The 21,409-nt window shown below is 71.0% G+C and carries 17 protein-coding genes; 3 read left to right on the plus strand and 14 right to left on the minus strand.

Features of this window, described 5'->3' with window-relative positions; genetic code table 11:
- Positions 1 to 97 precede the first annotated feature (97 nt).
- The 4 genes from ACFY1E_RS38900 to ACFY1E_RS38915 all read right to left on the minus strand — a co-directional run bounded on the left by ACFY1E_RS38900 (position 98) and on the right by ACFY1E_RS38915 (position 4,710).
- Positions 98 to 1,075 (minus strand): 2-hydroxyacid dehydrogenase, encoded by a 978-nt coding sequence (locus ACFY1E_RS38900; protein ID WP_389084953.1) that lies wholly within the window; start codon positions 1,073 to 1,075, stop codon positions 98 to 100.
- Positions 1,072 to 2,241 (minus strand): lactate 2-monooxygenase, encoded by a 1,170-nt coding sequence (locus ACFY1E_RS38905; protein ID WP_389085120.1) that lies wholly within the window; start codon positions 2,239 to 2,241, stop codon positions 1,072 to 1,074. The genes ACFY1E_RS38900 and ACFY1E_RS38905 overlap by 4 nt, the downstream gene beginning before the upstream one ends.
- Positions 2,242 to 2,344: 103 nt before the next feature.
- Positions 2,345 to 3,940, minus strand: a complete 1,596-nt coding sequence (locus ACFY1E_RS38910) for a purine-cytosine permease family protein (RefSeq protein ID WP_389085122.1) — start codon at positions 3,938 to 3,940, stop codon at positions 2,345 to 2,347.
- A gap of 194 nt (positions 3,941 to 4,134) precedes the next feature.
- Positions 4,135 to 4,710: a hypothetical protein gene (locus ACFY1E_RS38915; protein ID WP_389084956.1), complete on the minus strand. Its 576-nt coding sequence runs from the start codon at positions 4,708 to 4,710 to the stop codon at positions 4,135 to 4,137.
- A gap of 324 nt (positions 4,711 to 5,034) precedes the next feature.
- On the opposite strand from ACFY1E_RS38915, the gene ACFY1E_RS38920 reads away from it, so the two are divergent.
- Complete coding sequence (locus ACFY1E_RS38920) at positions 5,035 to 5,469, plus strand: protease inhibitor (RefSeq protein WP_389084958.1); 435 nt, start codon at positions 5,035 to 5,037, stop codon at positions 5,467 to 5,469.
- 138 nt (positions 5,470 to 5,607) lie between these two features.
- Here ACFY1E_RS38920 and ACFY1E_RS38925 read toward each other — a convergent pair whose 3' ends face one another.
- The 4 genes from ACFY1E_RS38925 to ACFY1E_RS38940 all read right to left on the minus strand — a co-directional run bounded on the left by ACFY1E_RS38925 (position 5,608) and on the right by ACFY1E_RS38940 (position 9,275).
- Entirely contained in the window at positions 5,608 to 5,985 is a 378-nt protein-coding gene (locus ACFY1E_RS38925) for an STAS domain-containing protein (RefSeq protein WP_389084961.1), read from the minus strand.
- 162 nt (positions 5,986 to 6,147) lie between these two features.
- Positions 6,148 to 7,155 carry a Ppx/GppA family phosphatase gene (locus tag ACFY1E_RS38930; RefSeq protein ID WP_389084963.1) on the minus strand — a complete coding sequence of 336 codons (1,008 nt, stop codon included), beginning with the start codon at positions 7,153 to 7,155 and terminating at the stop codon, positions 6,148 to 6,150.
- 39 nt (positions 7,156 to 7,194) lie between these two features.
- The gene (locus ACFY1E_RS38935; RefSeq protein ID WP_389084966.1) at positions 7,195 to 7,689 is read right to left on the minus strand and encodes a methyltransferase family protein; all 495 of its coding nucleotides are present in this window, start codon (positions 7,687 to 7,689) and stop codon (positions 7,195 to 7,197) included.
- Between the two features lie 83 nt (positions 7,690 to 7,772).
- On the minus strand, positions 7,773 to 9,275 hold the full coding sequence (locus ACFY1E_RS38940; RefSeq protein WP_389084968.1) for an MFS transporter: 1,503 nt from the start codon (positions 9,273 to 9,275) through the stop codon (positions 7,773 to 7,775).
- Positions 9,276 to 9,497: 222 nt separating this feature from the next.
- Here ACFY1E_RS38940 and ACFY1E_RS38945 point away from each other — a divergent pair, with 222 nt between their 5' ends.
- Positions 9,498 to 10,025, plus strand: a complete 528-nt coding sequence (locus tag ACFY1E_RS38945) for an SRPBCC family protein (protein ID WP_389084971.1) — start codon at positions 9,498 to 9,500, stop codon at positions 10,023 to 10,025.
- A gap of 4 nt (positions 10,026 to 10,029) precedes the next feature.
- Here the strand turns inward: ACFY1E_RS38945 and ACFY1E_RS38950 are convergent, their stop codons facing one another.
- From ACFY1E_RS38950 to ACFY1E_RS38970, 5 genes are all read right to left on the minus strand, one after another.
- Positions 10,030 to 12,852 (minus strand): NHLP bacteriocin export ABC transporter permease/ATPase subunit, encoded by a 2,823-nt coding sequence (locus tag ACFY1E_RS38950; protein WP_389084973.1) that lies wholly within the window; start codon positions 12,850 to 12,852, stop codon positions 10,030 to 10,032.
- Position 12,853: 1 nt separating this feature from the next.
- Positions 12,854 to 15,076, minus strand: coding sequence for an NHLP family bacteriocin export ABC transporter peptidase/permease/ATPase subunit (locus ACFY1E_RS38955; protein ID WP_389084976.1), 2,223 nt, complete (start codon positions 15,074 to 15,076; stop codon positions 12,854 to 12,856).
- Positions 15,073 to 15,879, minus strand: coding sequence for an HlyD family efflux transporter periplasmic adaptor subunit (locus ACFY1E_RS38960; protein ID WP_389084978.1), 807 nt, complete (start codon positions 15,877 to 15,879; stop codon positions 15,073 to 15,075). Before ACFY1E_RS38960 ends, ACFY1E_RS38955 begins: the two co-directional genes overlap by 4 nt.
- Before the next feature lie 142 nt (positions 15,880 to 16,021).
- Positions 16,022 to 16,237, minus strand: a complete 216-nt coding sequence (locus ACFY1E_RS38965) for a type A2 lantipeptide (protein ID WP_351476953.1) — start codon at positions 16,235 to 16,237, stop codon at positions 16,022 to 16,024.
- Positions 16,238 to 16,720: 483 nt separating this feature from the next.
- Complete coding sequence (locus ACFY1E_RS38970) at positions 16,721 to 17,134, minus strand: PaaI family thioesterase (RefSeq protein ID WP_389084981.1); 414 nt, start codon at positions 17,132 to 17,134, stop codon at positions 16,721 to 16,723.
- Positions 17,135 to 17,323: 189 nt separating this feature from the next.
- Here ACFY1E_RS38970 and ACFY1E_RS38975 point away from each other — a divergent pair, with 189 nt between their 5' ends.
- Complete coding sequence (locus ACFY1E_RS38975; protein ID WP_389084984.1) at positions 17,324 to 18,760, plus strand: S1 family peptidase; 1,437 nt, start codon at positions 17,324 to 17,326, stop codon at positions 18,758 to 18,760.
- Between the two features lie 157 nt (positions 18,761 to 18,917).
- On the opposite strand, the gene ACFY1E_RS38980 is transcribed toward ACFY1E_RS38975, so the two are convergent.
- Positions 18,918 to 21,062, minus strand: coding sequence for a PP2C family protein-serine/threonine phosphatase (locus ACFY1E_RS38980; protein ID WP_389084986.1), 2,145 nt, complete (start codon positions 21,060 to 21,062; stop codon positions 18,918 to 18,920).
- Positions 21,063 to 21,409 lie beyond the last annotated feature (347 nt).

The raw sequence follows: 21,409 nt of genomic DNA on the forward strand, positions 1-21,409 counted from the left end.
GTGCGGGAATGTGGCGGCTGCGGGTCCGTAGTGGCTTCTCGCGCCCCTGCGGCGGAGCCGCATATCGACACAGCCCCGCGCCCCTGAACAGCGACTGCTAGTTGACGATGTCCCGCGGTTGGCCACCCGTCAGGAAATCCGCCACGTTCTGCACGGCGGCCAAGGCGATGCGGATCAGGGTTTCGCGGGTCACTCCGCCGACGTGCGGTGAGAGCACCACGTTCGGTGACTTGAGCAGGCGCAGGGCCGGGGTGGGCGGTTCGGGGTCGAAGACGTCGATGCCCGCCCCGGCCAGGGCGCCCTTCTCCAGCGCGTCCGCGAGGGCCTCCTGGTCGATGAGCGCGCCCCGCGCCGTGTTGATCACGAACGCCGTCGGTTTGAGCAGGGCGAGCCGTTCGGCGTCGAGCAGATGCCGGGTCTCGTCGGTGAGCGGCGCATGCAGGGAGACGTAGTCGGCCGTACGCAGCAGCTCGTCGAGCGGGACATGGCGGGCCCCGCCGAGCCGGGCCTCCGTCTCCTCGGGCAGCCTGCGGCGACCGGCGTAGACGACGCTCATGTCGAACGCGACCGCACGGCGGGCGACTTCCTGCCCGATGCCGCCGAGTCCGACGATGCCGAGCGTCTTGCCGCACAGTTCGGTGAGGGAGCGCTGCAGTCGGGGCAGCGCCCAGTCCGCCTCGACGAGCGCCGTGTGCGCGGGGACCAGCTGCTTGGCCAGCGCCAGCATGAGGGCGAAGGTCTGCTCGGCCACGTTCTGCGACTCGGCGCCGCTGGAGCCGATGTTGCACACGAGTACGTCCCGGGCGCGGGCCGCGTCCACGTCGACGTACTCGAAGCCGTGGCTCGCGCACTGCACCAGCTTCAAGTCCGGTGCCGCGGCGAGGTGTCCGTCGGTGACGGGGGAGAGCGCCGTGATGATCACGTGTGCTGCGCGGAGGGCGGCCTGGTCCTCGTCGGCCGTCTCGACGACGGTGACGTTCGCCTCGCCGGGAAAGAGCGTGGCGAGCCCGGCACCGGCGGCGCGGCCCCCGACGTGCGGGGCGATGACCGCGAGGATGTTCTTCGGGGGCGTCATGCGGATTCCTCGATGAGGTCGGCGGGGCCGATCGTGGCGGGTGTGGCGTGTCCGGACAGGGCGAGCGTGAGGTCGAACTCGGCGAGCAGACAGCGGATCACATGCTCCACGCCCTGCTGTCCGTCGAGACCGAGCCCGTACACGTACGGCCGGCCCAGGAGCACCGCCTGCGCGCCGAGAGCGAGTGCCTTGAAGACGTCGTCGCCGGTGCGCACGCCGCTGTCGAACAGGACCGTCAGCCGGTCGCCGACCGCCTCGGCCACCCGGGGCAGCGCATCGGCGGCCGCGACGGAGCCGGCCACCTGGCGGCCGCCGTGGTTGGAGACGACCACGCCGTCCATCCCGGCGTCGGCCGCCAGCCGGGCGTCGTCCGGGTGCAGGATGCCCTTGAGGACGATCGGGCCGTCCCAGTTCTCCCGCAGGAACGCCAGGTCCGGCCAGGTCTTGCCGGGGTCCGCGAACATGCCGACGAAGTGCAGCACGGCCGCGTTCGGGTCCTCGTGCACCGGCTTGGCGAGACCTGCCTGGAAGGCCGGGTCGGAGAAGTAGTTCGCGGTGCCGACGCCGTGCAGGAAGGGCAGATACGCCTGGTCGAGGTCGCGGGGCCGCCAGGCCAGCAGCGGTGTGTCGAGGGTGACGAGCAGCGCCGTGAACCCGGCCGCCTTCGCCCGGTCGAGGAAACTCCGCGTCACCTCACGGTCCTTGGCCCAGTACAGCTGGAACCAGCGTTCCCCGTCGCCCATCGCCTCCGCGACCTGCTCCATCGGCGTGCTGGACGCCGAGGACAGGATGTACGGCACACCCTGCGCCGCGGCGGCCCGGGCGGCCGCACACTCGGCGTCCGGGTGCATGATCGACAGCACGCCGACCGGTGCCAGGGCCAGCGGGGCGGGCAGCGCGCGGCCCAGCACCTCGACGGAGAGATCCCGCTCGTGCACGTCCCGCAGCATCCGCGGCACGATCCGGCGCCGCCCGAGCGCCGCCCGGTTGGCGCGCGCCGTGCTGCCGTCGCCCGCGCTGCCCGCGACATAGCCGACGGGCCCGGGACCGAGCCGCTGCTCGGTCAGCTCCTCCAGCCGGGTCAGATCGGTGGGCAGCCTCGGTACGGCGCCCGACATCCCGCCCAGATAGATCTCGTACTGGAAGTCCGCCCAGTGCTTGGCCATGGGCACGTCCCGCCCCTCGTCGCTGAGAACGCGTTGCACCCCGACGATACTGGCGAGTAAGTGCAGGTCCGCCCACAGGGGTGGACCGGTGGTACGAAGTGCGTCACGCCCGCAGCGTGGCGGAAGGGCCCGACGAAGTCCCCTCCTCGACTCCCGTTCCCGGCCCCGTGATCGGCGGCACCGCGACCTCGACGGCGCGGGCCAGCCGCGCGCCCTGCGGCCCGTACACCGCGCGCGGTTCGGGGAAGATCCGCAGCAGCGCCAGATACAGCACGGCGGCCACCACCAGCGACAGCGGCAGGCTGATGTCGACGCCGTTCGCGAGGTCGCCCAGCGGGCCCACGAACTGGCCCGGAATGTTCGTGAACAGCACGCCGGTCAGTGCGGACACCCACCACGCGGTCATGCCCCGCCAGTTCCAGCCGTGCGCGAACCAGTAACGGCCGCCCCGTTGACGGCGGTTGAAGACCTGGAGGGCCTCCGGGTCGTACCAGCCGCGCCGGGTGAAGAAGCCCAGCATCATGACGACCATCCACGGCGTGGTGCACGTGATGATCATCGTGGCGAAGGTGGAGATGGACTGGACGAGATCGAGCCCGAACCGGCCGATGAAGATGAACGCGATCGACAGGACGCCGACCAGCACGGTCGCCTGCACCCGCGACAGCCGCGGGAACACGGAGGAGAAGTCGAGCCCGGTGCCGTAGAGCGAGGTCGTCCCCGTCGACATGCCGCCGACCAGGGCGAGCAGACACACCGGCAGGAAGTACCAGGTCGGCGAGATGGCGAGCAGCCCGCCCACGAAGTCGGGGGCGGCCGGGTCGACATACTGAGGGGCCTTGGCGGCGATGATGCTCGCGGTCGCCAGACCGAAGACGAACGGCAGCAGGGTCGCGATCTGCGACAGGAACGCGGCCCCGATGACCCGGCGGCGCGGGGTGCTCGCCGGGATGTAGCGCGACCAGTCGCCGAGAAACGCCCCGAACGACACCGGGTTGGACAGCACGATCAGTGCCGCGCCGATGAACGACGGCCAGAACAGGGACCTGGTCGCCGCGTCCGCCGTGCCGGTGAAGACACCGGCGTACGACGGGTCGAAGTCTCCGGCGAACGCGATCGCGCCGAGCAGGAACAGCACCGTCGCCGAGGCCACCGCGACCTTGTTGACGAACAGCATGAACCGGAAGCCGTACACGCACACCGCGAGCACCAGGCCGGCGAACAGCGCGTACGCGACGACGTACGAGAGGTTGCCGCGCTCCAGGCCGAACAGCCGGTGCGCACCGCCGACCAGGGCGTCCCCGGAGCTCCACACCGAGATCGAGAAGAACGCGATCGCGGTCAGCAGCGACAGGAACGAGCCGACCACCCGTCCGTGCACACCCAGGTGCGCGGAGGACGAGACGGCGTTGTTGGTGCCGTTGACCGGGCCGAACACCGCCATCGGGCACAGGATCAGCGCGCCCGCGAGGACGCCGAGGAGGGTGGCGGCGAGGCCCTGCCAGAAGGACAGGCCGAAAAGGATCGGGAAGGCGCCCAGGACGCAGGTGGAGAAGGTGTTGGCGCCGCCGAAGGCGAGCCGGAACAGGTCGAGCGGGGTCGCGGTGCGGTCGGCGTCGGGGATGCGCTCGACGCCATGGGCCTCGACCTCGGTGAGGGACGGCGGCGTGCTCGGGGAGTCGGACGACTGCGAGGACAAGGTGGCTTCAGCGGGGGCGGGACGGTGGAGCGCGTTGTGGCGCGGCGGGGTGGACGGCCGGTCGTCGCGGCTGGGGTGTGCGGCGGGCATGGCGGCCGTCCTCTCGGCGGTCTGCCGACCGTACGGCGGTGTGCAGGACCCGCACCAGAGGACGGTTCATCCATTTCTTGCGCGGTGAATGTACGAATCCTCCATCAGTCGTCGTCGGCCGATGTGTCCGGGGAGCGGTCCGTGGCCGCGTCCTGCGGTTCCGTGTCCGGGCCCTGTGCCCGCACCCGCTGGACGTGTTCCAGGGATTCACGCAACTCGGCGAGCCAGTCGTCGGTGTGCCGCTGGACCAGACGCACACACCAGGCGAGGGCGTCGCTGCGGCTGCGGGCGACCCCGCCGGCGATCAGGGTGTCGAGCACCTGGCGCTCCGGCTGGCGCAGCCGGGTCATCACGGGCGCGGCCACGTGCGTGAACAGCGTGCGCTCCCCATCGCACTCCACACCCCAGGACACCTTCCGGCGGAAGCGGTGCTCGGCCTCGCGGGCCACCTCGATGCGCGCCTCCCGGGTGCGCTCCCGGAACTCCTGGACCCTGCCCTGGACGGCGGCCTCCCGCTCGGCGTCCGAAGCACCCTCGGCGAGCCGGGGCGCGGGGATGCGACCGATCACGGTGATCTCCTCGCGGTCGACCGCGAGTTCGACCAACTCCTCGAAGAGATCCTCGGGCAGCCGGCCGGCGAACCAGCCGCGCAGCTTCTCTCGTTGCTCTGTCGTAATCATGTAATGACGATTACTCGACGGGACCATGAACGCAAGGGGGTGCGGGGGAGTCCGCCGACAGCTCAACCGGAATGTTTCAGGCCTATTAACGAGGCGCAGGAAATCAGCCACTTGGCTGCTTCGAGCGATCAAGAACCGCTCAGTTTCGGGGTTCATGCGGTCGAACTCTGTGACTTCGCGCCACTGATTCAACACGCAAGGTTACTGAAACGCATGGGGTCGAGGTGTTTTTCCGCGGCGGACTCGGCAGACTCGCGCTCGCCGGTCCGGCACCAACCCGGAACGGGTCGGCACACCCTCGAATCCTGCGGAAGGATGCATACAATGCGGAACACCGCGCGCTGGGCAGCCACCCTCGCCCTCACGGCCACCGCCGTCTGCGGACCTGTGACCGGGGCCGCGCTCGCCACCCCGGCGGCCGCCCCCGCCTCGCTCTACGCCCCCTCGGCCCTGGTGCTCACCGTCGGCCACGGGGCAAGCGCGGCCGCCGCGACCCCGCTACGGGCCGTCACCCTGAGCTGCGCCCCGACGGCCTCCGGCACCCACCCGGCCCCGGCCCTCGCCTGCGCCGATCTGCGCGGGGTCGCCGGTGACATCGACGCCCTGAAGGCGCGAGACGGCGTGATGTGCAACAAGCTGTACGACCCGGTCGTCGTCACGGTCGAAGGTGTCTGGCAGGGCAAGCGCGTCTCCTACGAACGGACCTTCGGAAACGAGTGCGTGAAGAACTCCTACGGGACCAGCCTCTTCGCGTTCTGAGAGACCGGGATCGCGGGGTCCTCGTGCACACCTGAAGAGGCACGCAGTTGGGGAGTGCGAGTCCCTTGTCGCGGGTACCCGTCGATCTCGCACCAGGGGTCGGCAGGGCGGAGTGGGGCCGCCCGCCGACTCCTGGCATCAGTTCCGCCCCTCCCCGGGGATCGCGGGGAGGGGCGGAAAACGTCCCAGCAGTCCCGCACCGCCCAGCAGCCGGCGGATGCCGGGTGCATCGGAGACGATGCGCAGCCGGCCGCCGCGCTCCCGGGCCCGCGACTCGGCCCGGCACAGCACACGCAGGCCCGAGCAGTCGAGGAACTCGATCTGCCGCAGGTCGACCAGTACGTCCGGCACCGGCCGCGCAGTGGCCGCGTCCAGGTGTTCCTGGAGGAACCCTGCGGTCGCCAGATCGATCTCACCCGCGACCACGACCACGGTGAACCGGCCGCCGACCCGAGTGCGGGCATGAGGGTTCGCCGCGGGCGGTTCGGAAGCGTGGTCGTCGGCATGCGGCTTCATGTCCGCTCCACCTAGGCAAAGGGCGCATTCGGTCTCGGAGTTACCCCGACCGGTGGCGGAGCATCCCCGACACGCCGAGCGCAAGATCTGGTTCACTCGACCCGGTGAATTGCGGTGGAGGCGCTTGACAATTTGCGCGCGCAACGACTCAAGGGCCTTGGTTCAGGGCGTTGGGGCGGCTATGCGCAGGGGCACGTGATCGGGGGACAGGGGCGCCTCGTCAAGATTGTTGATCTTCGTCCACCAGGATGTGCCGTCCTCGATCTGGCGCAGCAGGACGCCTTCACGGATCGCCCAGGGGCAGATCGTGACCACTCTGAGGCCGGTCAGCTTCATCGAGGTGTGGGCGACCACCGCGCCGGCCAGGCTCTGTTCGGCGCGCGGCGCGGAGATGCCGGGGAGCCGGGCGCGCTCGGCGGCCGGCAGTGCGGCGAGCCGGCCGACGGCGAGGCGTAGGTCCGAGCGCTTCAACTGCCGTTCCACGAACGGGCCGTGGCGCCCGGGCGGTGCTCCGCACAGCCGTCCCAGCTGCTGGAAGGTGCGCGAGGTGGCCACCGCCGTGCGCGGGCCCTCCCAGCGGATCCGGGCGGCGACGTCCCGCAACTGGTGCCGGACCTTGCGGCGCAGCGCCCGCATCTGCTCCTGCGGTGGCGGATCCTGCCCCTGGAAGAACTCATGGGTGAGCCGTCCCGCACCCAGCGGCAGCGAGGCCACGAAGTCGGGCAGCCGGCCGCGCCCGAAGGCCACTTCGAGGGAACCGCCGCCGATGTCCAGCAGTGCGAGGGGCCCCGAACGCCAGCCCATCCAGCGCCGCGCCCCGAGGAAGGTCAGCTCGGCCTCGACCTCGCCGGGCAGCGTGCACAGCTCGACCCCGGTCCGGGACCGGACCGTACGCAGCACCTCCCGCCGGTTCGGGGCGGCCCGCACCACGGCCGTCGCGAAGGCAAGCGGTGCGGTCGCACCCCACCGGGCCGCCGTCCGGCTCGCGTCGGCGACCGCCCCGGCGATCCGGTCGATGTCCTCCTCGGAAATGCTGCTCCCCGGCCTCACGTGTTCCGACAGCCGCAGGCGCCACTTGGCGGTGTGGACCGGCAGCGGCACCCCGCCCTCGGCGTCCGCCACAACCAGTCTGACCGTGTTCGATCCCACATCCACCACGCTGATTCGCATGGGCCAGGGGGTACCCAATTACGGTCGGTCCAACGCCCGTCACCCACCGCGCCAAGGTGTCATTCGAGGCCACCAGCCCGGCACCGCGCGCCGGTAGCGCGTGTAGTCGGCGCCGAACCGGCGGGTCAGCGCGGGCTGCTCGTACCACGTCGCGAACGCCCACATCGCCCCTGCCGCGCAGGCGCCGTAACCGAACAGCACCGGTCGGGCGAGCAGCAGGCCCTGACCGCCGATCGCCGCGACCACGGCGACATACATCGGATTGCGCACGTACCGGTACAGCCCGCCCACCACGAGGTGCTCGGGCGGCGCGACAGGTGCCGGCGTGCCCGACCCCTCGACCACGAAGCGGACGTAGGCCGACAGCAGGACGACCGCCCCCGCGACGAGCGGCAGCAAACCGAGCACGCGCACGGGCGGCCACCAGTCGCCGGCCCGCCAGCCGGTCAGCCACCACGGCAGCAGGACGACCACGGTGCCGGGCGCGAGGAAGAGGAAGAGCGTGGCCCCGAGTGCCGCCGCTGTTTTGCGCATACGGCCACCATGGCAGCGAAGAGGGGCCACCGTCTCCCTGCGGACGGCGGCCCCTCGGACCCGTGCGGCTCAGGCCGGACCGATCACATGTGGACGACCGGTGCGGCGTTGGCGTCCTGCTCCGGCACCCCGCGGCGGAAGAGCACGAAGGCGATCACGGCGCCGACGGCGAACAGGCCCGCCGACCACCAGAAGGCGGTGGTGTAGCTCTCGATCGTCGCCTGGGCCTGCACCAGCTTGCTGGTCGCGTCCTTGCCGGCCAGGTAGTCGGTAGCGGCGCTCGCGGCGAGGGTGTTCAGCAGGGCCGTACCGATCGAACCACCCACCTGCTGCATCGCGTTGACGGTGGCGGAGGCGACGCCCGCGTCCTCGGCGGCCACCCCGCCGGTGGCCAGCTGCATCGCCGCCGGCATCACCAGGCCGAGGCCCACGCCGGTCACGATCAGCTGCGGAAGCACCGCGCTGACGTAGCTGGAGCCGACGCCGATCCCGGTCAGCCAGGCCATGCCGACCGCGGCGATCGCGAAGCCCAGCGGGACGACGACCTTCGGCCCGATCCGCGGCACCAGGGCCGTGGTGCCGAGCTGGGCCGCCACCATCAGCGCACCGACCATCGGCAGGAACGCCACACCGGTCTTCGTCGGGCTGAAGCCCAGGTTCAGCTGCAGGTAGTAGGTGAGGAAGAGGAACACACCGAACATGCCGCCGCCGGAGATCAGCACGGCGAGGAACGAGGCCGCCCGGTTGCGGTCCAGCAGGATGCGCAGCGGCAGCAGCGGGTGCGCGGCCTTGGTCTGCCACCAGGCGAAGGCCGCGATCAGCACACCACCCGCGATCAGGAAGCCCCAGGTCAGGCCAGAATCCCAGTCGTGCGTCTCGGCGTTGGAGAAGCCGTAGACGAGGGAGAACAGACCGGCGGCGACCAGCAGCGTGCCCGGCACGTCCAGCTTGGAGTTCTCCGCGTCGCGGTGGTTGGTCAGCAGCAGCCAGCCGCCCACGAAGGCGACGACGGCGATCGCGACGTTCACATACAGCGTCCAGCGCCAGTCGAACGCGTCGGTCAGGACACCGCCGAGCAGCAGGCCCACCGCGCCGCCGGCACCGGCGATGGCGCCGTAGACGCTGAATGCCCTGGCGCGCTCCCGGACGTCGGTGAAGGTCGTGTTGAGGAGGGAGAGCGCGGCCGGCGCGAGCAGTGCGCCGAAGGCTCCCTGCAGGGCACGCGCGGTGACCAGCATGCCGAAGCCGTTCGCGGCACCGCCGAGCGCGGAGACGGCGGCAAAGCCGACGACACCTATGAGGAAGGCGGTCTTGCGGCCGAAGAGATCGGCGATACGGCCGCCGAGCAGCAGCAGGGAGGCGAACGACAGCGCGTAGGCGGTGACGATCCACTGCCGGTTGCCGTCGGAGAAGCCGAGGTCGGCCTGGGCCGAGGGCAGGGCGATGTTCACGATGGTGGCGTCAAGGACCACCATCAGCTGCGCGACGGCGACGACCGCGAGGATCCACCAGCGCTTCGACGAGGCGGCGGGCTCGGCCTCGACCACCCGTCTGGGGGCGCTGTCGGTCAGGGTGTTCTCAGACATGGGGGAACCACTCCAGGGAAGTCGTTCGGGCAACCTTGAACGAAACGGTTTCGTACACCGGCAGACTAGACCCTCCGCAAGCGAAACGGCAACGTTTCGCTAGGTGTGGCCTCCGTCTCATGCGGACTGTCGTCGCGCTGCTCCTGGAGCGGTCGCGGCCCCCGGGCGGGATCGTGGAGGCGTGTCCACGCCCTCGACCCCGCCCCCAAGGACTGATCCACCATGGCCGCTGAACCCACCGGCACCTATCTGACCCTGGACGACGGCCGCCCGGCCGTCCGCTTCAGCCGTGTCTACGACCACCCCATCGAGCGGGTCTGGCAGTTCGTGACCGAGGCCGAGGAACTCGCCCACTGGTTCCCCTCGCGCGCCGAGATCGACCCCCGGCCCGGCGGCACGATCAACTTCAGCGGCGATCCGCACATGCCCGAGTCCACGGGCCGGGTGCTCGCCCTCGACGAGCCGCGTCGCCTGTCCTTCGAGTGGGGCGGCGACGAGCTGCATTTCGACCTGGAGGCGCTGGACGACAAGCGCACCCGCTTCACCCTCACCAACGTCCTCAAGGCCGCCGACACCGCCGCCCGCAACGGCGCCGGCTGGGAGGTGTGCCTGGCCGCCCTCGACGCGAAGGCACGAGGGGAGCGGTCCGAGCGGCCGCACGCCGGGGCGGGCGCCTCCTGGAAGGACTTCTACGAGGGGTACGTCGAGGCCGGTGTGCCCTCCGGGGCGCCGGTGCCCGGCCTCGACTGAGCCCTCACGCCATCTGCCGCCGCACCAGCTCGTGCAGCCGCCCGCCCGTGTCCGCGAGCAACTGCGCGGGCGGGCCCTGCTGGGCGACCTTGCCGTCCTCCATCACGATCACACGGTCCGCGTCCAGGACCGTGGACAGACGGTGCGCGATGACGATGCGGGTGGCGTTGAGCGCCTTGGTCGACTCGATCACCGTGCGCTGCGTCTCGTTGTCGAGGGCGCTGGTGGCCTCGTCGAAGAAGAGGATCCGCGGCCGGCGGATCAACGCCTGCGCGATCATCAGGCGCTGACGCTGGCCTCCGGAGACGGCGCCGCTGCCCTGGACGATCGTGTGCAGCCCCATCGGCATCCGCTTGATGTCCTCGGCGAGCCCCGCCATCTCGGCCGCCGCCATCGCCTCCTCCGGCGTGTACGGCTCGGTGCCGCAGATGACGTCCAGGATGGAACCGGTGAACGGCTGCGCGTGCTGCAGCACCACACCGCACTGCCGGCGCACGGCCGACTGGTCGAGCGCCGCCAGGTCCTGGCCGTCGTACAGGACACTGCCCGAGACCGGCTTGTCGAAGCCGATCAGCAGCCTGAGCAGGGTCGACTTCCCGCAGCCGCTGGGGCCGACGATCGCCACGAACTCACCCGGGCGTATCTCGAACGACACGTCGTCCAGGACCAGCGGACCGTCGTCCGAGTAACGGAAGGACAGCCGCCGGGCCTCGATCGCGCCGGACAACGGGCCCGGCCGGGTGCTCGCCGTGCGCACCTCCGGCGTCGCCTCAAGCACCGGCTTGATCTCCTCGAACAGTGGCAGCGCGGCCACGGTCGAGACGAACGCGCTGGTCAGCTGGGTGACGGAGGTCAGCACCATCGTCACCGAGGTGTTGAAGGTCAAGAACGCGGCCGCCGACATCACCCCGCGTGCCGGGCCTGCCAGCAGCATGAACATCAGCAGGGTGCACAGCGGCAGATAGACCGCGCCCATCACCGTGGTGAGGTTCTTGATGCGGCCGACCTTCTGCTGCAGTTCACGGCTGTGCGCGAACTCCGAGGCCCAGGCCGCGTAGGCGTAGTTCTCGGCCGCCGCCACCCGCAGCTTCGGCAGACCGCGCAGGGTCTGGAAGGCCTGGTTGTTCAGCTTGTTGCTGAGCACGACCAGCTTGCGCTGCCAGCGCACCTGCCACAGACCGAGCCCGAGGAAGACGGCCGCGATGACGACGAGCATGCCGATCGCCGCCAGCGCCATGGACGGGCTGTACCAGAACAAGAGCGCCAGGTTCATCCCGCCGACGGTCAACGACTGGGCGATGACGGGCCCGAGCCCGGCCATCATGCGGCGGATCGAGCTGATGCCCATGGCCGCGCTGGCCAGCTCACCGGTCGAGCGCTCGGTGAAGAACTTCGTCGGGAGCCTGAGCAGCCGGTCCCACACGGCCGGCTGGAGCGTGGCCTCGATGCGGCCCTCGAGGCGCAGGATGGTGAGGTTCTCCAGCAGCATGAAGGCCGCCGCCACGATGCTGGTGAGCATCACGGCCAGACAGACCTGCGCGATCAGTCCCGTCTGCGCCTTCGGGACGAACTCGCCCAGCACCTTGCCGGTCGCGACGGGCACCAGCGCGCCGATGGCCACCGTCACCAGACCGCTCAGCAGCAGGTTGGTCAGGTCGCCGCCGGTGCCGCGCATGCTGAACCGCAGCAGCCGCAGGGGGCTCAGCGTCCGTTCGGGCAGCGGGCGGTAGAACATCACCGCGCGGGGCTCGAACTCCTCCGCGTTGTCCTTCTCGATCGGCGTCTCACGCCCGGTAGACGGATGTACGGCCACGTAGCCGCCGCGCCGCCACAGCAGCGCGACCGGCGCCCCCGACAGGGCCCGGTGGCCCACCAGCGGGCCGATGTTGTCCCGCCACCAGCGGCCGTCCAGGCGCACGGCCCGGGTGCGCACGCGGGAGGCGATCGCCACCAGCTCCACCGGATCCAGGCGCTCGCTCTCGGTGCCGCTCTGCGCGGGTTCGGCAAGCGTGATCCCGGCCGCCTCCGCCACCAGCTTGCAGGCCGCGTACGAGGCGTCCGCGTCGGCGGCCGTGGTGCGTTTGCCGGACGTCTTGCCGATGGAGGCCAGCAGGGTGCGGTCGGCCTGGGCGCGGACCGCCTCGCCCGCCTTGATACCGGCCGCCGTACGCGTCTCGTGGGTGCGCTCCAGCTGCTCGATCCAGCGGTCCAGCGTGGTCAGCAGGCGGTACTGCTGGTCGACCATGCTCTGCCAGACCGCGGGGTCCATCAGCAGGTCGGCGGCGGCCTCGGCGCCGTAGAGCGAGCCGTACTGGACGCTGCCGGGCGGCACCTGCATCCAGAACACGTCGTCGTCGGTCACCTCGGCGGCCGAGCCCTCGGTCGCCATCGGCGCCTGGAAGAGGACGGACAGGCTGCGGCCGACGCCGAGGGCGAGGGCGTACTCGAGGGGGCTGGTCGTCGGCGGGACGTACTGGGCGTTGCCGTACTCGTCGTAGGACCAGGTCTGGGTGTCGGCCGTCTGGTAGAGCTCGCGCAGGCCGATGCGGTGCACCACGCAGTCGCGCAAGGGGCGGGCGACCAGGGTGTGCTGGGGGCCGGGGACCGGGCCCAGGATCAGCGAGCCCGCCTCCAGCCGGCCGAGGTGGTGCCAGTGGCCCTGCTGCACGGCGTCCACCGCGAACAGGTCGAGGCTGCCGGCCGCGACCAGCCACAGCACCTGCGGACCCTCCAGGTCGAGCCGGGTCAGGCCCGAGCAGTCCACGTAGCTGCCCATGGAGCCGAGGGCGCCGAGAACCAGGTCGCCATGGTGGTGTGCGGTCGTCATCTCATCGCTCCCTGACCAGCGCCGCGTACGCGCCGCCGCGCGTCACCAGGTCCTCGTGCCGACCGCGTTCCACGATCGTGCCGTGCTGCAGTACGACGATCTCGTCGCTGTCGCGCACGGTGCTGAGCCGGTGCGCGATCACCACGCAGGCGCAGCCGCGCCTGCGCAGGTTGTCCATCACGACCTGCTCGGTCTCCGCGTCCAGGGCGCTGGTGACCTCGTCGAGGACCAGGATGCTGGGGCGGCGCACCAGCGCCCGGGCGATCTCCAGGCGCTGACGCTGGCCGCCGGAGAAGTTGCGGCCGTCCTGCTCGACCTTGCTGTGGATGCCGCCCGGCCGTCGCGTCACGACGTCGTAGAGCGCCGCGTCGCGCAGCGCGTCGACGACCGCGTCGTCCGGGATCGACGGGTCCCACAGCGCCACGTTGTCGCGGACCGTGCCCTCGAAGAGGAAGACCTCCTGGTCGACGAAGGAGACCGAGGCGGCGAGCGCGCCTCGCGGGATGTCGTCCAGGCGCTGTCCGTCGATGCGGATCACGCCCTCCCAGGGGGTGTACAGGCCCGAGATCAGCCGGGAGACCGTCGACTTGCCGCTTCCCGAGCCGCCGACCAGCGCCACCTGCTGACCGGGGCCGACGGTCAGGTCGAAGCCGGTGAGCAGGGGCTTGTCGAGCGGGTTGTAGCCGAAGCTGATGTTCTGCAGCTCGACGTGGCCGTGCAGGCGGCGCGTGGAGTCGCCGGCGCCGGGGCGGCCGTAGAGCGGGTCGGCCTGGAAGTTCTCGACGTCCTTCAGACGGGCCACGTCGGCGGCGAAGTCCTGGATGCGGCCCGCGACGCCGTTCAGGCGGGTGATCGGAGCGGTGAAGCGGGTGACCAGGGCCTGGAAGGCGACCAGCAGACCGACCGAGATACCGCCCTCGACCGCCCGCATGCCGCCGATCCACAGGATCAGCGCGCTGTTCAGGGAGGCCAGCGTCGGCGCGACCACCCCGAGCCAGGCGCTCGGCACACCGAGCCGCTGCTGCTCCTCCAGGGTGGTGGCGTGCTGACCGGCCCACTTGCGGAAGTAGCCGTCCTCACCGCCGGTCGCCTTCATCGTCTCGATCAGCTGCAGCCCGGTGTAGGCGGTGTTGGTGAGCCGGGCGCTGTCGGCCCGCAGCTTCGCCGTCCGGGTGGCCCGCAGCCGGATCACGACCCGCATGGCGACGATGTTCAGCAGGGCCACACCGATGCCGAGGAACGTCAGCTGCGGGTCGTACGTGTAGAGCAGGACGGCGTAGAGCACCACGACCACCGCGTCCACGCCCGCCGCCGCGAGGTCGCGGGCCAGGGTCTCGGCCACCTGGTCGTTGGACTGCAACCGCTGCACCAGGTCGGCCGGGCTGCGCTGGGCGAAGAACGTCACCGGCAGCCGCAGCAGATGCCGCAGGAAGCGGGCGCTGGAGAGGGTGGAGGAGATGATGCGGCCGCGCAGCAGATTCGCCTGCTGCAGCCACGTCAGCACCACCGTGAGCAGCACGGACGCGCCCATCGACGCGAACAGCACACCCAGCAGCGAGGTGTTCTGGCCGATCAGGAACTCGTCGATGTACGTCCGGCTGAGCGCGGGCACCGCGGCGCCGACCGCGACCAGCAGCAGGCTCGCCAGCACCGCGGCGGGCATGGTGCCCGCGGTGCCGCGCAGCCGGGCCGGCATCGCGCCCAGGATGCCGGGCTTGCGGCCGCCCTTGCTGAAGCCCTCGCCGGGCTCCATCACCAGGACGACGCCGGTGAAACTGCCGTCGAAGTCCTCCATCGGCACGAAACGGCGACCCTTGCCGGGGTCGTTGATGTAGACACCGCGGCGGCCGAAGCGGCGCCCCATGCCGTCGTAGACGACGTAGTGGTTGAACTCCCAGAACAGGATCGCCGGTGTCTTGACCTCGGCGAGGGCGGCCGTGTCCATCTGCATGCCCTTGGCCGTCAGGCCATAACTGCGGGCCGCCTTGAGCAGGTTGCTGGCGCGCGAGCCGTCGCGGGAGACACCGCAGGCGATGCGCAGCTCCTCCAGAGGGACGTGCTTGCCGTAGTGGCCGAGCACCATCGCGAGGGAGGCGGCGCCGCACTCCACGGCCTCCATCTGGAGGACGGTCGGCGTGCGGACGGTCTTCGCCTTGCCCTTGGGGACCGGGCGCTTGGGCGGAGCGGCACGGCGCCTGCTCCGCGTCTGTTGTGCGGTGCTCACGGCAGCAGCCAATCGACGGGACGCTGATCGGCCAGCCGGATCGAGGCCGAGGCCAGGGTCATGGAGGTGAGGTCGAAGGGCGGGCCGTCCGCGGACGACCACTTGTAGCCGCTCTTGGTGCTCGACGACTTGTCGAGCCTGACCAGCACGGCCACCGGGCGGCCCTTCTTGGTGAACTGCTCGCCCAGCTGGTTGTCCCCGAGGAAGGCGGCGATCTCCTGGGCCGACTGCGCCGAGCGGTCCACCGACTTCACATGGCCGCGCAGCACGCCGTACGTCTGGGTCGGCACCGACGAGACGGTCAGGTCCACGGCGGCGTCCGCGGGGATGGAAGCGGCGTTCTCGGCGGGCACGTACACCGTGGCGTACAGCGGATCGCCGGCGTGCGCGACCTTCTCCACGGCGGCGACGTTCGCGCCGGTCTGGATGATCTGCCCGATGGTCGCGGCGAGCCCGGTGATCCGGCCCGCGGCGACCGTGCGGACGACGCTGTCGCCCTGGGCGGTCCGGACCTTCAGAACCGGCGAGCCGGCCGGCAGCCGCTCGCCCTGCTCGGCGAGCACCGCCGTGACCTGGCCCGCGACCGGGCTCTGCAGGATGTAGCTGCCCTCACCGTGCGTGAGGATGGCCGGCGCGCCGACCGTGGACGTGACCGTGCCGGTCACCGCCCACACGGAGGCGGCCGCCATGGCGACCACCGTCACCGACAGGACGAGCCAGCCCTGAGGGCGGGCGAAACGCACCGGGAGATCGAGCTCCTCCGGCGACTGGAGCTTGGCGAGGGCCTGCTGGCGGAACTGCACGGAACTTTCCCTCACCTGAAAACGAGAGAGGACCGGCTCGCACGAGCCGGCTGGTTCAAGAGCCTGTGTGAGGCTTTTACGGCAACCGAAGGCCCCGGAGTCGCGATACGACTCCGGGACTCGACGATCACAAAAGGCGCGATCAGAGACCGGCGACCAGGCTGGTGACCGGAGCGGTGTTCAGGCCGGTCACACCCTCGACGGTGCCGACGACCGTGTCGACCGTGCCGGAAACGGGAGCAATGCCGTCCAGCGCACCGGTGACGGAGTTGACAGCGTTGATCGACAGGCCGCCGGAAACAGCGTCGAGCTCGGCGTCCGAGATCTCAACGGTCTCAACACGGGGGGTGGAGTTCATGATGGAACTTCCCTTCGTATGGATATTTCACAAGGGGGGAGCGGCCCCCCTCTGGGGGACAGAGCGACGGCCGCGACCGCAGGCGCCGGGCATCCGTTTCCGGTGACCCTTCGCGGCCCCTGCGGTGCGATGGATCAAAGCACGCTGCAGGCGCGGGCTTCCAATCAACCAACGGCCTCACCAGGCAACTTGAGTCCCAGAGGCACCCATCCGTGCAGGCTTGCGCACCGCTCGATGGCGAGTTCTTCACATGCGTCACGGCATCGGTTCAGCCGCGGCCTTGCCCTCCCCGCGACGAATCCGACACTCCCGTCCCAATGGCATGACGAAGTCCGCCACCGTGTGCAGATCCCCTGCACCCGGTGACCCGGATGGGAATTGGATGTGCAGATTCCCTGAAGTTGTGATTCAGGTCGCAGTTCTGAACGGACCGTTGTCGATCGACTGCGGAACGTGTCGGCCCCTTGTCGGGCCGAGAAACGCTCAGCCGAGAAGTGCGTAGACGGTGCTCGCGCGTGCCGCGAGCTCACCGGAAGCCTCGGCGGTCATCGTGACGTCCGCGAATGCCATACGGCGGCCCAGCTTGGTGAGCACCGCTTCGATCAGGACATCCGAACCGGTCACCGCGCGCTGGAACGACGTCGACTGCTGCACCGTCGTCATCGGCCCGTAGGCCCCGCGGGCGGCCGACACGGCGATCACGGTGGCCGTGTCGGCGGCGGCCATCAGTGCCTGCCCCGACAGCCCGCCACCCTCCCGGGCCAGCCGGTCCGACCAGGGAAGTCGCAGCGTGGCCCGGTCTTCGGCGAGGGCCTCGACCGTCAGGCCCAGCTCGAGGACCCAAGGGGCGAAGTTGGCGGAGAGGATCTTGTCGGCTTCGGCGGTGGTCATCGTCATATGGGCGATTGTTCCCCGCGCGGTTTCCTCAGACGCGGGTCATGGCCGATTCGGCGTTGCGCAAAGCCAGTTGGCAAACGGAATTGAACGCACCACGTGACCCGTGCGTACCAACAGCCATCCAGGCGCCCGAACAGAACAGCTGCCGTACGGCGGCACAGACTCCGGTCCCCCAGGAGGTCGAGAAGTTTGAGTCACAAGCGAATTCCGAAGCGCAAGGCCGCAATCGCGGCAGGCAGCGTCGCGGCGCTCGGCGCAGCCGCCATCCTGCTTCCGCACGCCAACGCCTCGCAGGACGGGTCGTCGACGAATGCCGCCCCCAGGGTCCTGAAGGCGACCGACGCCTCGAATCTCGCCTCGCAGCTCCAGAACCTGCTCGGTGACGCCTTCGCCGGTTCCTACTACGACTCGGGCACACAGCAGCTCGTCGTCAACGTCATATCCGGCGACAAGAACAACGTGGTCGTCCAGGCGGAGAAGGCGGGCGCGAAGGTCCGCGAGGTCAAGAACAGCCTCGCCGCGCTGAAGGCGGGCGCACAGACCCTGAAGGCCAAGGCGACCATCCCGGGCACGGCCTGGGCGATCGACCCGAAGACCAACAAGCTGGCTGTCACGGCGGACTCCACGGTCACCGGCGCCAAGTGGGACAGACTGACGTCGACGGTCAAGAGCCTCGGCGCCGACATGGCCACCGTGAAGAAGTCCTCGGGCACCTTCAAGACGAAGGTGTCGGGCGGTGACGCCATCTTCGCGCAGGCGCAGGGCGGCACCGTGCGCTGCTCCCTCGGCTTCAACGTCAAGGCCAGCGACGGCAGTCCGGCCTTCCTGACCGCCGGCCACTGCGGTGTGGCGGCCAAGCAGTGGTCCGATTCGGAGACCGGGCAGCCCATCGCCACCGTCGACCAGGCCACCTTCCCCGGCGACGGCGACTTCTCCCTGGTCAAGTACGACGACCCGAACACCCAGGCGGCCAGCGAGGTCAACACCGGCGACGGAAAGACCGTCCAGATCACCCAGGCTGCGGACGCCACCGTCGGCGAGACGGTCTTCCGGATGGGCAGCACCACCGGCCTGCACGACGGCCAGGTCACCGGTCTCGACGCCACCGTCAACTTCCAGAGCGAGACCGACCCGAACGGCGTCGACACCGTCACCGGCCTGATCCAGACCAACGTCTGCGCAGAGGCCGGCGACAGCGGTGGCTCGCTGTTCACGCAGGACGGCAGCGCGGTGGGCATGACCTCCGGCGGCAGCGGCGACTGCACCAACGGCGGCGAGACGTTCTTCCAGCCGGTGACCACCGCCCTGCAGGCCACGGGCGCGACGCTGGGCGACGGTGGCGCAGGCGCGGGTGCCGGTGCGGGTGACCAGGCCGGCACCGCCGACCCGTCCGCCTCGGCCGGCGACCAGGCCGGAGGCGGCGACGCGGTCGGCGGCGGCGACCAGGTGGGCACCGCCGACCCGTCCGCGACGGCCAGTGACGGAGCTGGGGTCGGCGACCAGTCCGGGAACGGCGTCGGCGACCAGTCCGGTGCGGGCGTCGGGGACCAGTCCGGTGCGGGCGTCGGGGACCAGAGCGGCACCGGCGCGGACGACGGTTCGTCGTCGCTCACCGGGTCCCAGTGATCGGGTGCCGCTCACTGATCGAGCGCATTCACCCGGCGCGGACCCTCTGATGGAGACCCACTGATCGGCCTCCAGTGCGGTTCCGGTCGACGGTGGACGGTCCGGCCCTCCGGCGGGAGGGCCGGACCGCGTCGTGTCCGCGCCCGTTCGGACCTTTTCAACGTGCCCGCAGCAGCAACAGCGCCACGTCGTCGAGCCGTTCGCGTGCGGCCGTGCTGTGCTGTACGAGATGGTCGGCGAGCTCGTCCAGGGGCAACTCGCCCGCCTCGGTGAGGCGTTCACCGAGACCGGCGAGCGCGTCCTCGATGTCGACACCGGGCGACTCGATCAACCCGTCGGTGTAGAGGGCGAGTACGGAGCCGGGAGCGAGGTCGACCTCCGTCGTCGGATAGCCGGCGGAGCCGTCTATGCCGAGCAGCGGGCCACCGGCGAGGTCGAGCACCCGCACCCGGCCGTCGGGGCGGCGCAGCAGCGGCGGTGGATGACCCGCCCGTGCCATCACGGCCCGCCCGCGCGCGGGATCGAGCCGCAGATACAGACAGCTGGCGAACAGGTCCGCGCCGAGGTCGATGAGCAGCCGGTTGGTGCTGCCCATGACCTCCTCGGGCGCCTGCCCCACGGTCGTGTAGGCACGCACGGCGGTGCGGATCTGCCCCATCAGCCCGGCCGCCGTCACGTTGTGGCCCTGCACGTCCCCGATCACCGCCGCCGCCCCGCCCCGCGTCGGCACCAGGTCGTAGAAGTCGCCGCCGATCTCCATGCCGTGCGTGGCGGGCAGATAGCGGGAGGCCGAGTCGATGCCGGTCAGCGGTGGCAGAGAGTGCGGCAGCAGGGCCGCCTGCAGGCCGTGCGCCAGCTGGTGCTTGGCGTCGTAGAGCAGGGCCCGCTCCAGGGCCTGCGCGATCAGGCCGCCCAGGCTCGTCAGCACCGCCCGCTCGTCCGCGGGGAACGGGTGCGGTTCCGAGTAGGCGAGCACACAGGTGCCCACCGGTCGCCCCGAGGCGATCAACGGCAGATAGGCCCAGGCAGCGAAGCCGTCCGGGGTGGCGTGCCGAGACGGATACAGGCGCTCCAGCTCCTCCCGGGAGTCGAAGAACGCCGGCACCCCGGTGTTCAGGGCGTGCGTGCCCGGTGTGGGCTCGGCCAGCGGCAGCCCGTCGAACCGCTCCACGAGATGCGGGTCGGGATATCCGCGGTGCCCCAGCACATGCAGCCGCCCGGCCCGGGAACCGAGGATCACCAGCGCCTGGCTGCCGACGGCCGGCGCGATCTCGTCCGCGACCAGCTGCACCACGTCCTGCACCCCCACCGCCTCGGTCAGCGCACCGGCCAGCGTCAGCACCTGGGAGATGGTGACCAGCCGGGAGGGGGTGTCACCGGGCTGTGGCCCCGCGCGGTTCATCTCCGCCACCGCCCGCGCCCGGGTGACACGGACACTGAGCCCGGTCGTACTGGGATACATCCGGAAGGACATCCAGTCCCCGGGCGGGCGCAGCGCCACGAACGAGGTGGTCTGCTGGCTCATCAGTGCGGCCCGGTAGCGGTCCTCGTACACGGGGTCGTTGAGCCAGGGCACCGACGCCCACAGCTGCGTGCCCAGCAGCCTGCTGACCGGGAGACCGATCAGCTCGGCCGCCGCCGCGTTGGCGAAGGCGACCCGGCCGTGCAGATCGAGTGAGCACAGTCCGTACGGCAGCCGCGCCACCATCCGCGCAGCCTCCACCGTGCCGAGGGTGCCGGCCAGGCCGCCCACCGGCGGTCCACCGAGCAGATCGGACTCGGGCAGCAGCTGCCGGCTCTCCTCCAGGGCGCGCTCCAGCCGCTTCGCGAGCCGGTCGCAGGCCGCGGTCAGATGCTCCCGCTCCCGCTCGGACAGGTCGGGCGGATGGGAGCCGGGCCAGGTCACGAAGACCGCGCCGTACGCCGTCGAGCCGGTCGCCACCGGTACCGCGGCCAGCGCGAAGGGATAGGGCAGCACCACGGCGATGCGCGGGTAGCGGGCCGCCATCTCCTCCTCGCCGCCCACCCACACCAGCCGCCGCTCCCGCACCGCGTCCGCGACCGGGATCGGCGCGCTCAGCCCCACCCGCTCCCAGGGCGCGGCGAAGGCCCGGGGCAGGCCCGCCATCACGGCCATCTCCAGCACGGGTTCGTCGGGCGACAGCAGATACACCGCCCCGGAGTGGGCGTTGACCTCGTCCATCATCGACGCGAGCGCGAGGGACAGCAGCGGTCGGCCCACCCGCGTCCTCGTGGTCGCCGGCGCCTGTGCGGACGTCTGCCCGTCGGACACGCCGACCACCTCCTCGCACGGCCGGGCGACGGGTCCCAGGGATCAATCTGCCCCCTGGCGGCCGTTCGCGCACGGCGAGCGGTGGCCGGGGCGCCGTCGCCCGGCTCGCGTACGGGCACACGACGGCCCGCGGCCCGGTGAAGAAAGCCCGTGTACCCCCTCGCCGCCGGTGCATGCCCCCTCGGTTGATGCGCGGCAGGGTGTGCGGGCGCCGCGCGTGCGCCCCCGCGCACCCTGTTGGCCGGTTCTTCGCGCCCATGATTGGTCGCGGGCGCCAACAATGGGCACGCGTTCAACACCAATGCGACCGCAGACGGAATGACGGAATGCTGAGGGGCGGCAGTGATCCGGGTACT

The organism is Streptomyces sp. NPDC001604 (genome assembly GCF_042893475.1).
Lineage (GTDB): Bacteria > Actinomycetota > Actinomycetes > Streptomycetales > Streptomycetaceae > Streptomyces.

Coding starts and splice junctions, on each gene's coding strand:
- ACFY1E_RS38920 (WP_389084958.1), top strand. CDS start 5,035: ATGCGGAACACCGCGCGCTGGGCAGCCACCCTCGCCCTCACGGCCACC.
- ACFY1E_RS38905 (WP_389085120.1), bottom strand. CDS start 2,241: ATGGCCAAGCACTGGGCGGACTTCCAGTACGAGATCTATCTGGGCGGG.
- ACFY1E_RS38900 (WP_389084953.1), bottom strand. CDS start 1,075: ATGACGCCCCCGAAGAACATCCTCGCGGTCATCGCCCCGCACGTCGGG.
- ACFY1E_RS38965 (WP_351476953.1), bottom strand. CDS start 16,237: ATGAACTCCACCCCCCGTGTTGAGACCGTTGAGATCTCGGACGCCGAG.
- ACFY1E_RS38915 (WP_389084956.1), bottom strand. CDS start 4,710: ATGATTACGACAGAGCAACGAGAGAAGCTGCGCGGCTGGTTCGCCGGC.
- ACFY1E_RS38970 (WP_389084981.1), bottom strand. CDS start 17,134: ATGACGATGACCACCGCCGAAGCCGACAAGATCCTCTCCGCCAACTTC.
- ACFY1E_RS38950 (WP_389084973.1), bottom strand. CDS start 12,852: ATGACGACCGCACACCACCATGGCGACCTGGTTCTCGGCGCCCTCGGC.
- ACFY1E_RS38930 (WP_389084963.1), bottom strand. CDS start 7,155: ATGCGAATCAGCGTGGTGGATGTGGGATCGAACACGGTCAGACTGGTT.
- ACFY1E_RS38935 (WP_389084966.1), bottom strand. CDS start 7,689: ATGCGCAAAACAGCGGCGGCACTCGGGGCCACGCTCTTCCTCTTCCTC.
- ACFY1E_RS38940 (WP_389084968.1), bottom strand. CDS start 9,275: ATGTCTGAGAACACCCTGACCGACAGCGCCCCCAGACGGGTGGTCGAG.
- ACFY1E_RS38945 (WP_389084971.1), top strand. CDS start 9,498: ATGGCCGCTGAACCCACCGGCACCTATCTGACCCTGGACGACGGCCGC.
- ACFY1E_RS38925 (WP_389084961.1), bottom strand. CDS start 5,985: ATGAAGCCGCATGCCGACGACCACGCTTCCGAACCGCCCGCGGCGAAC.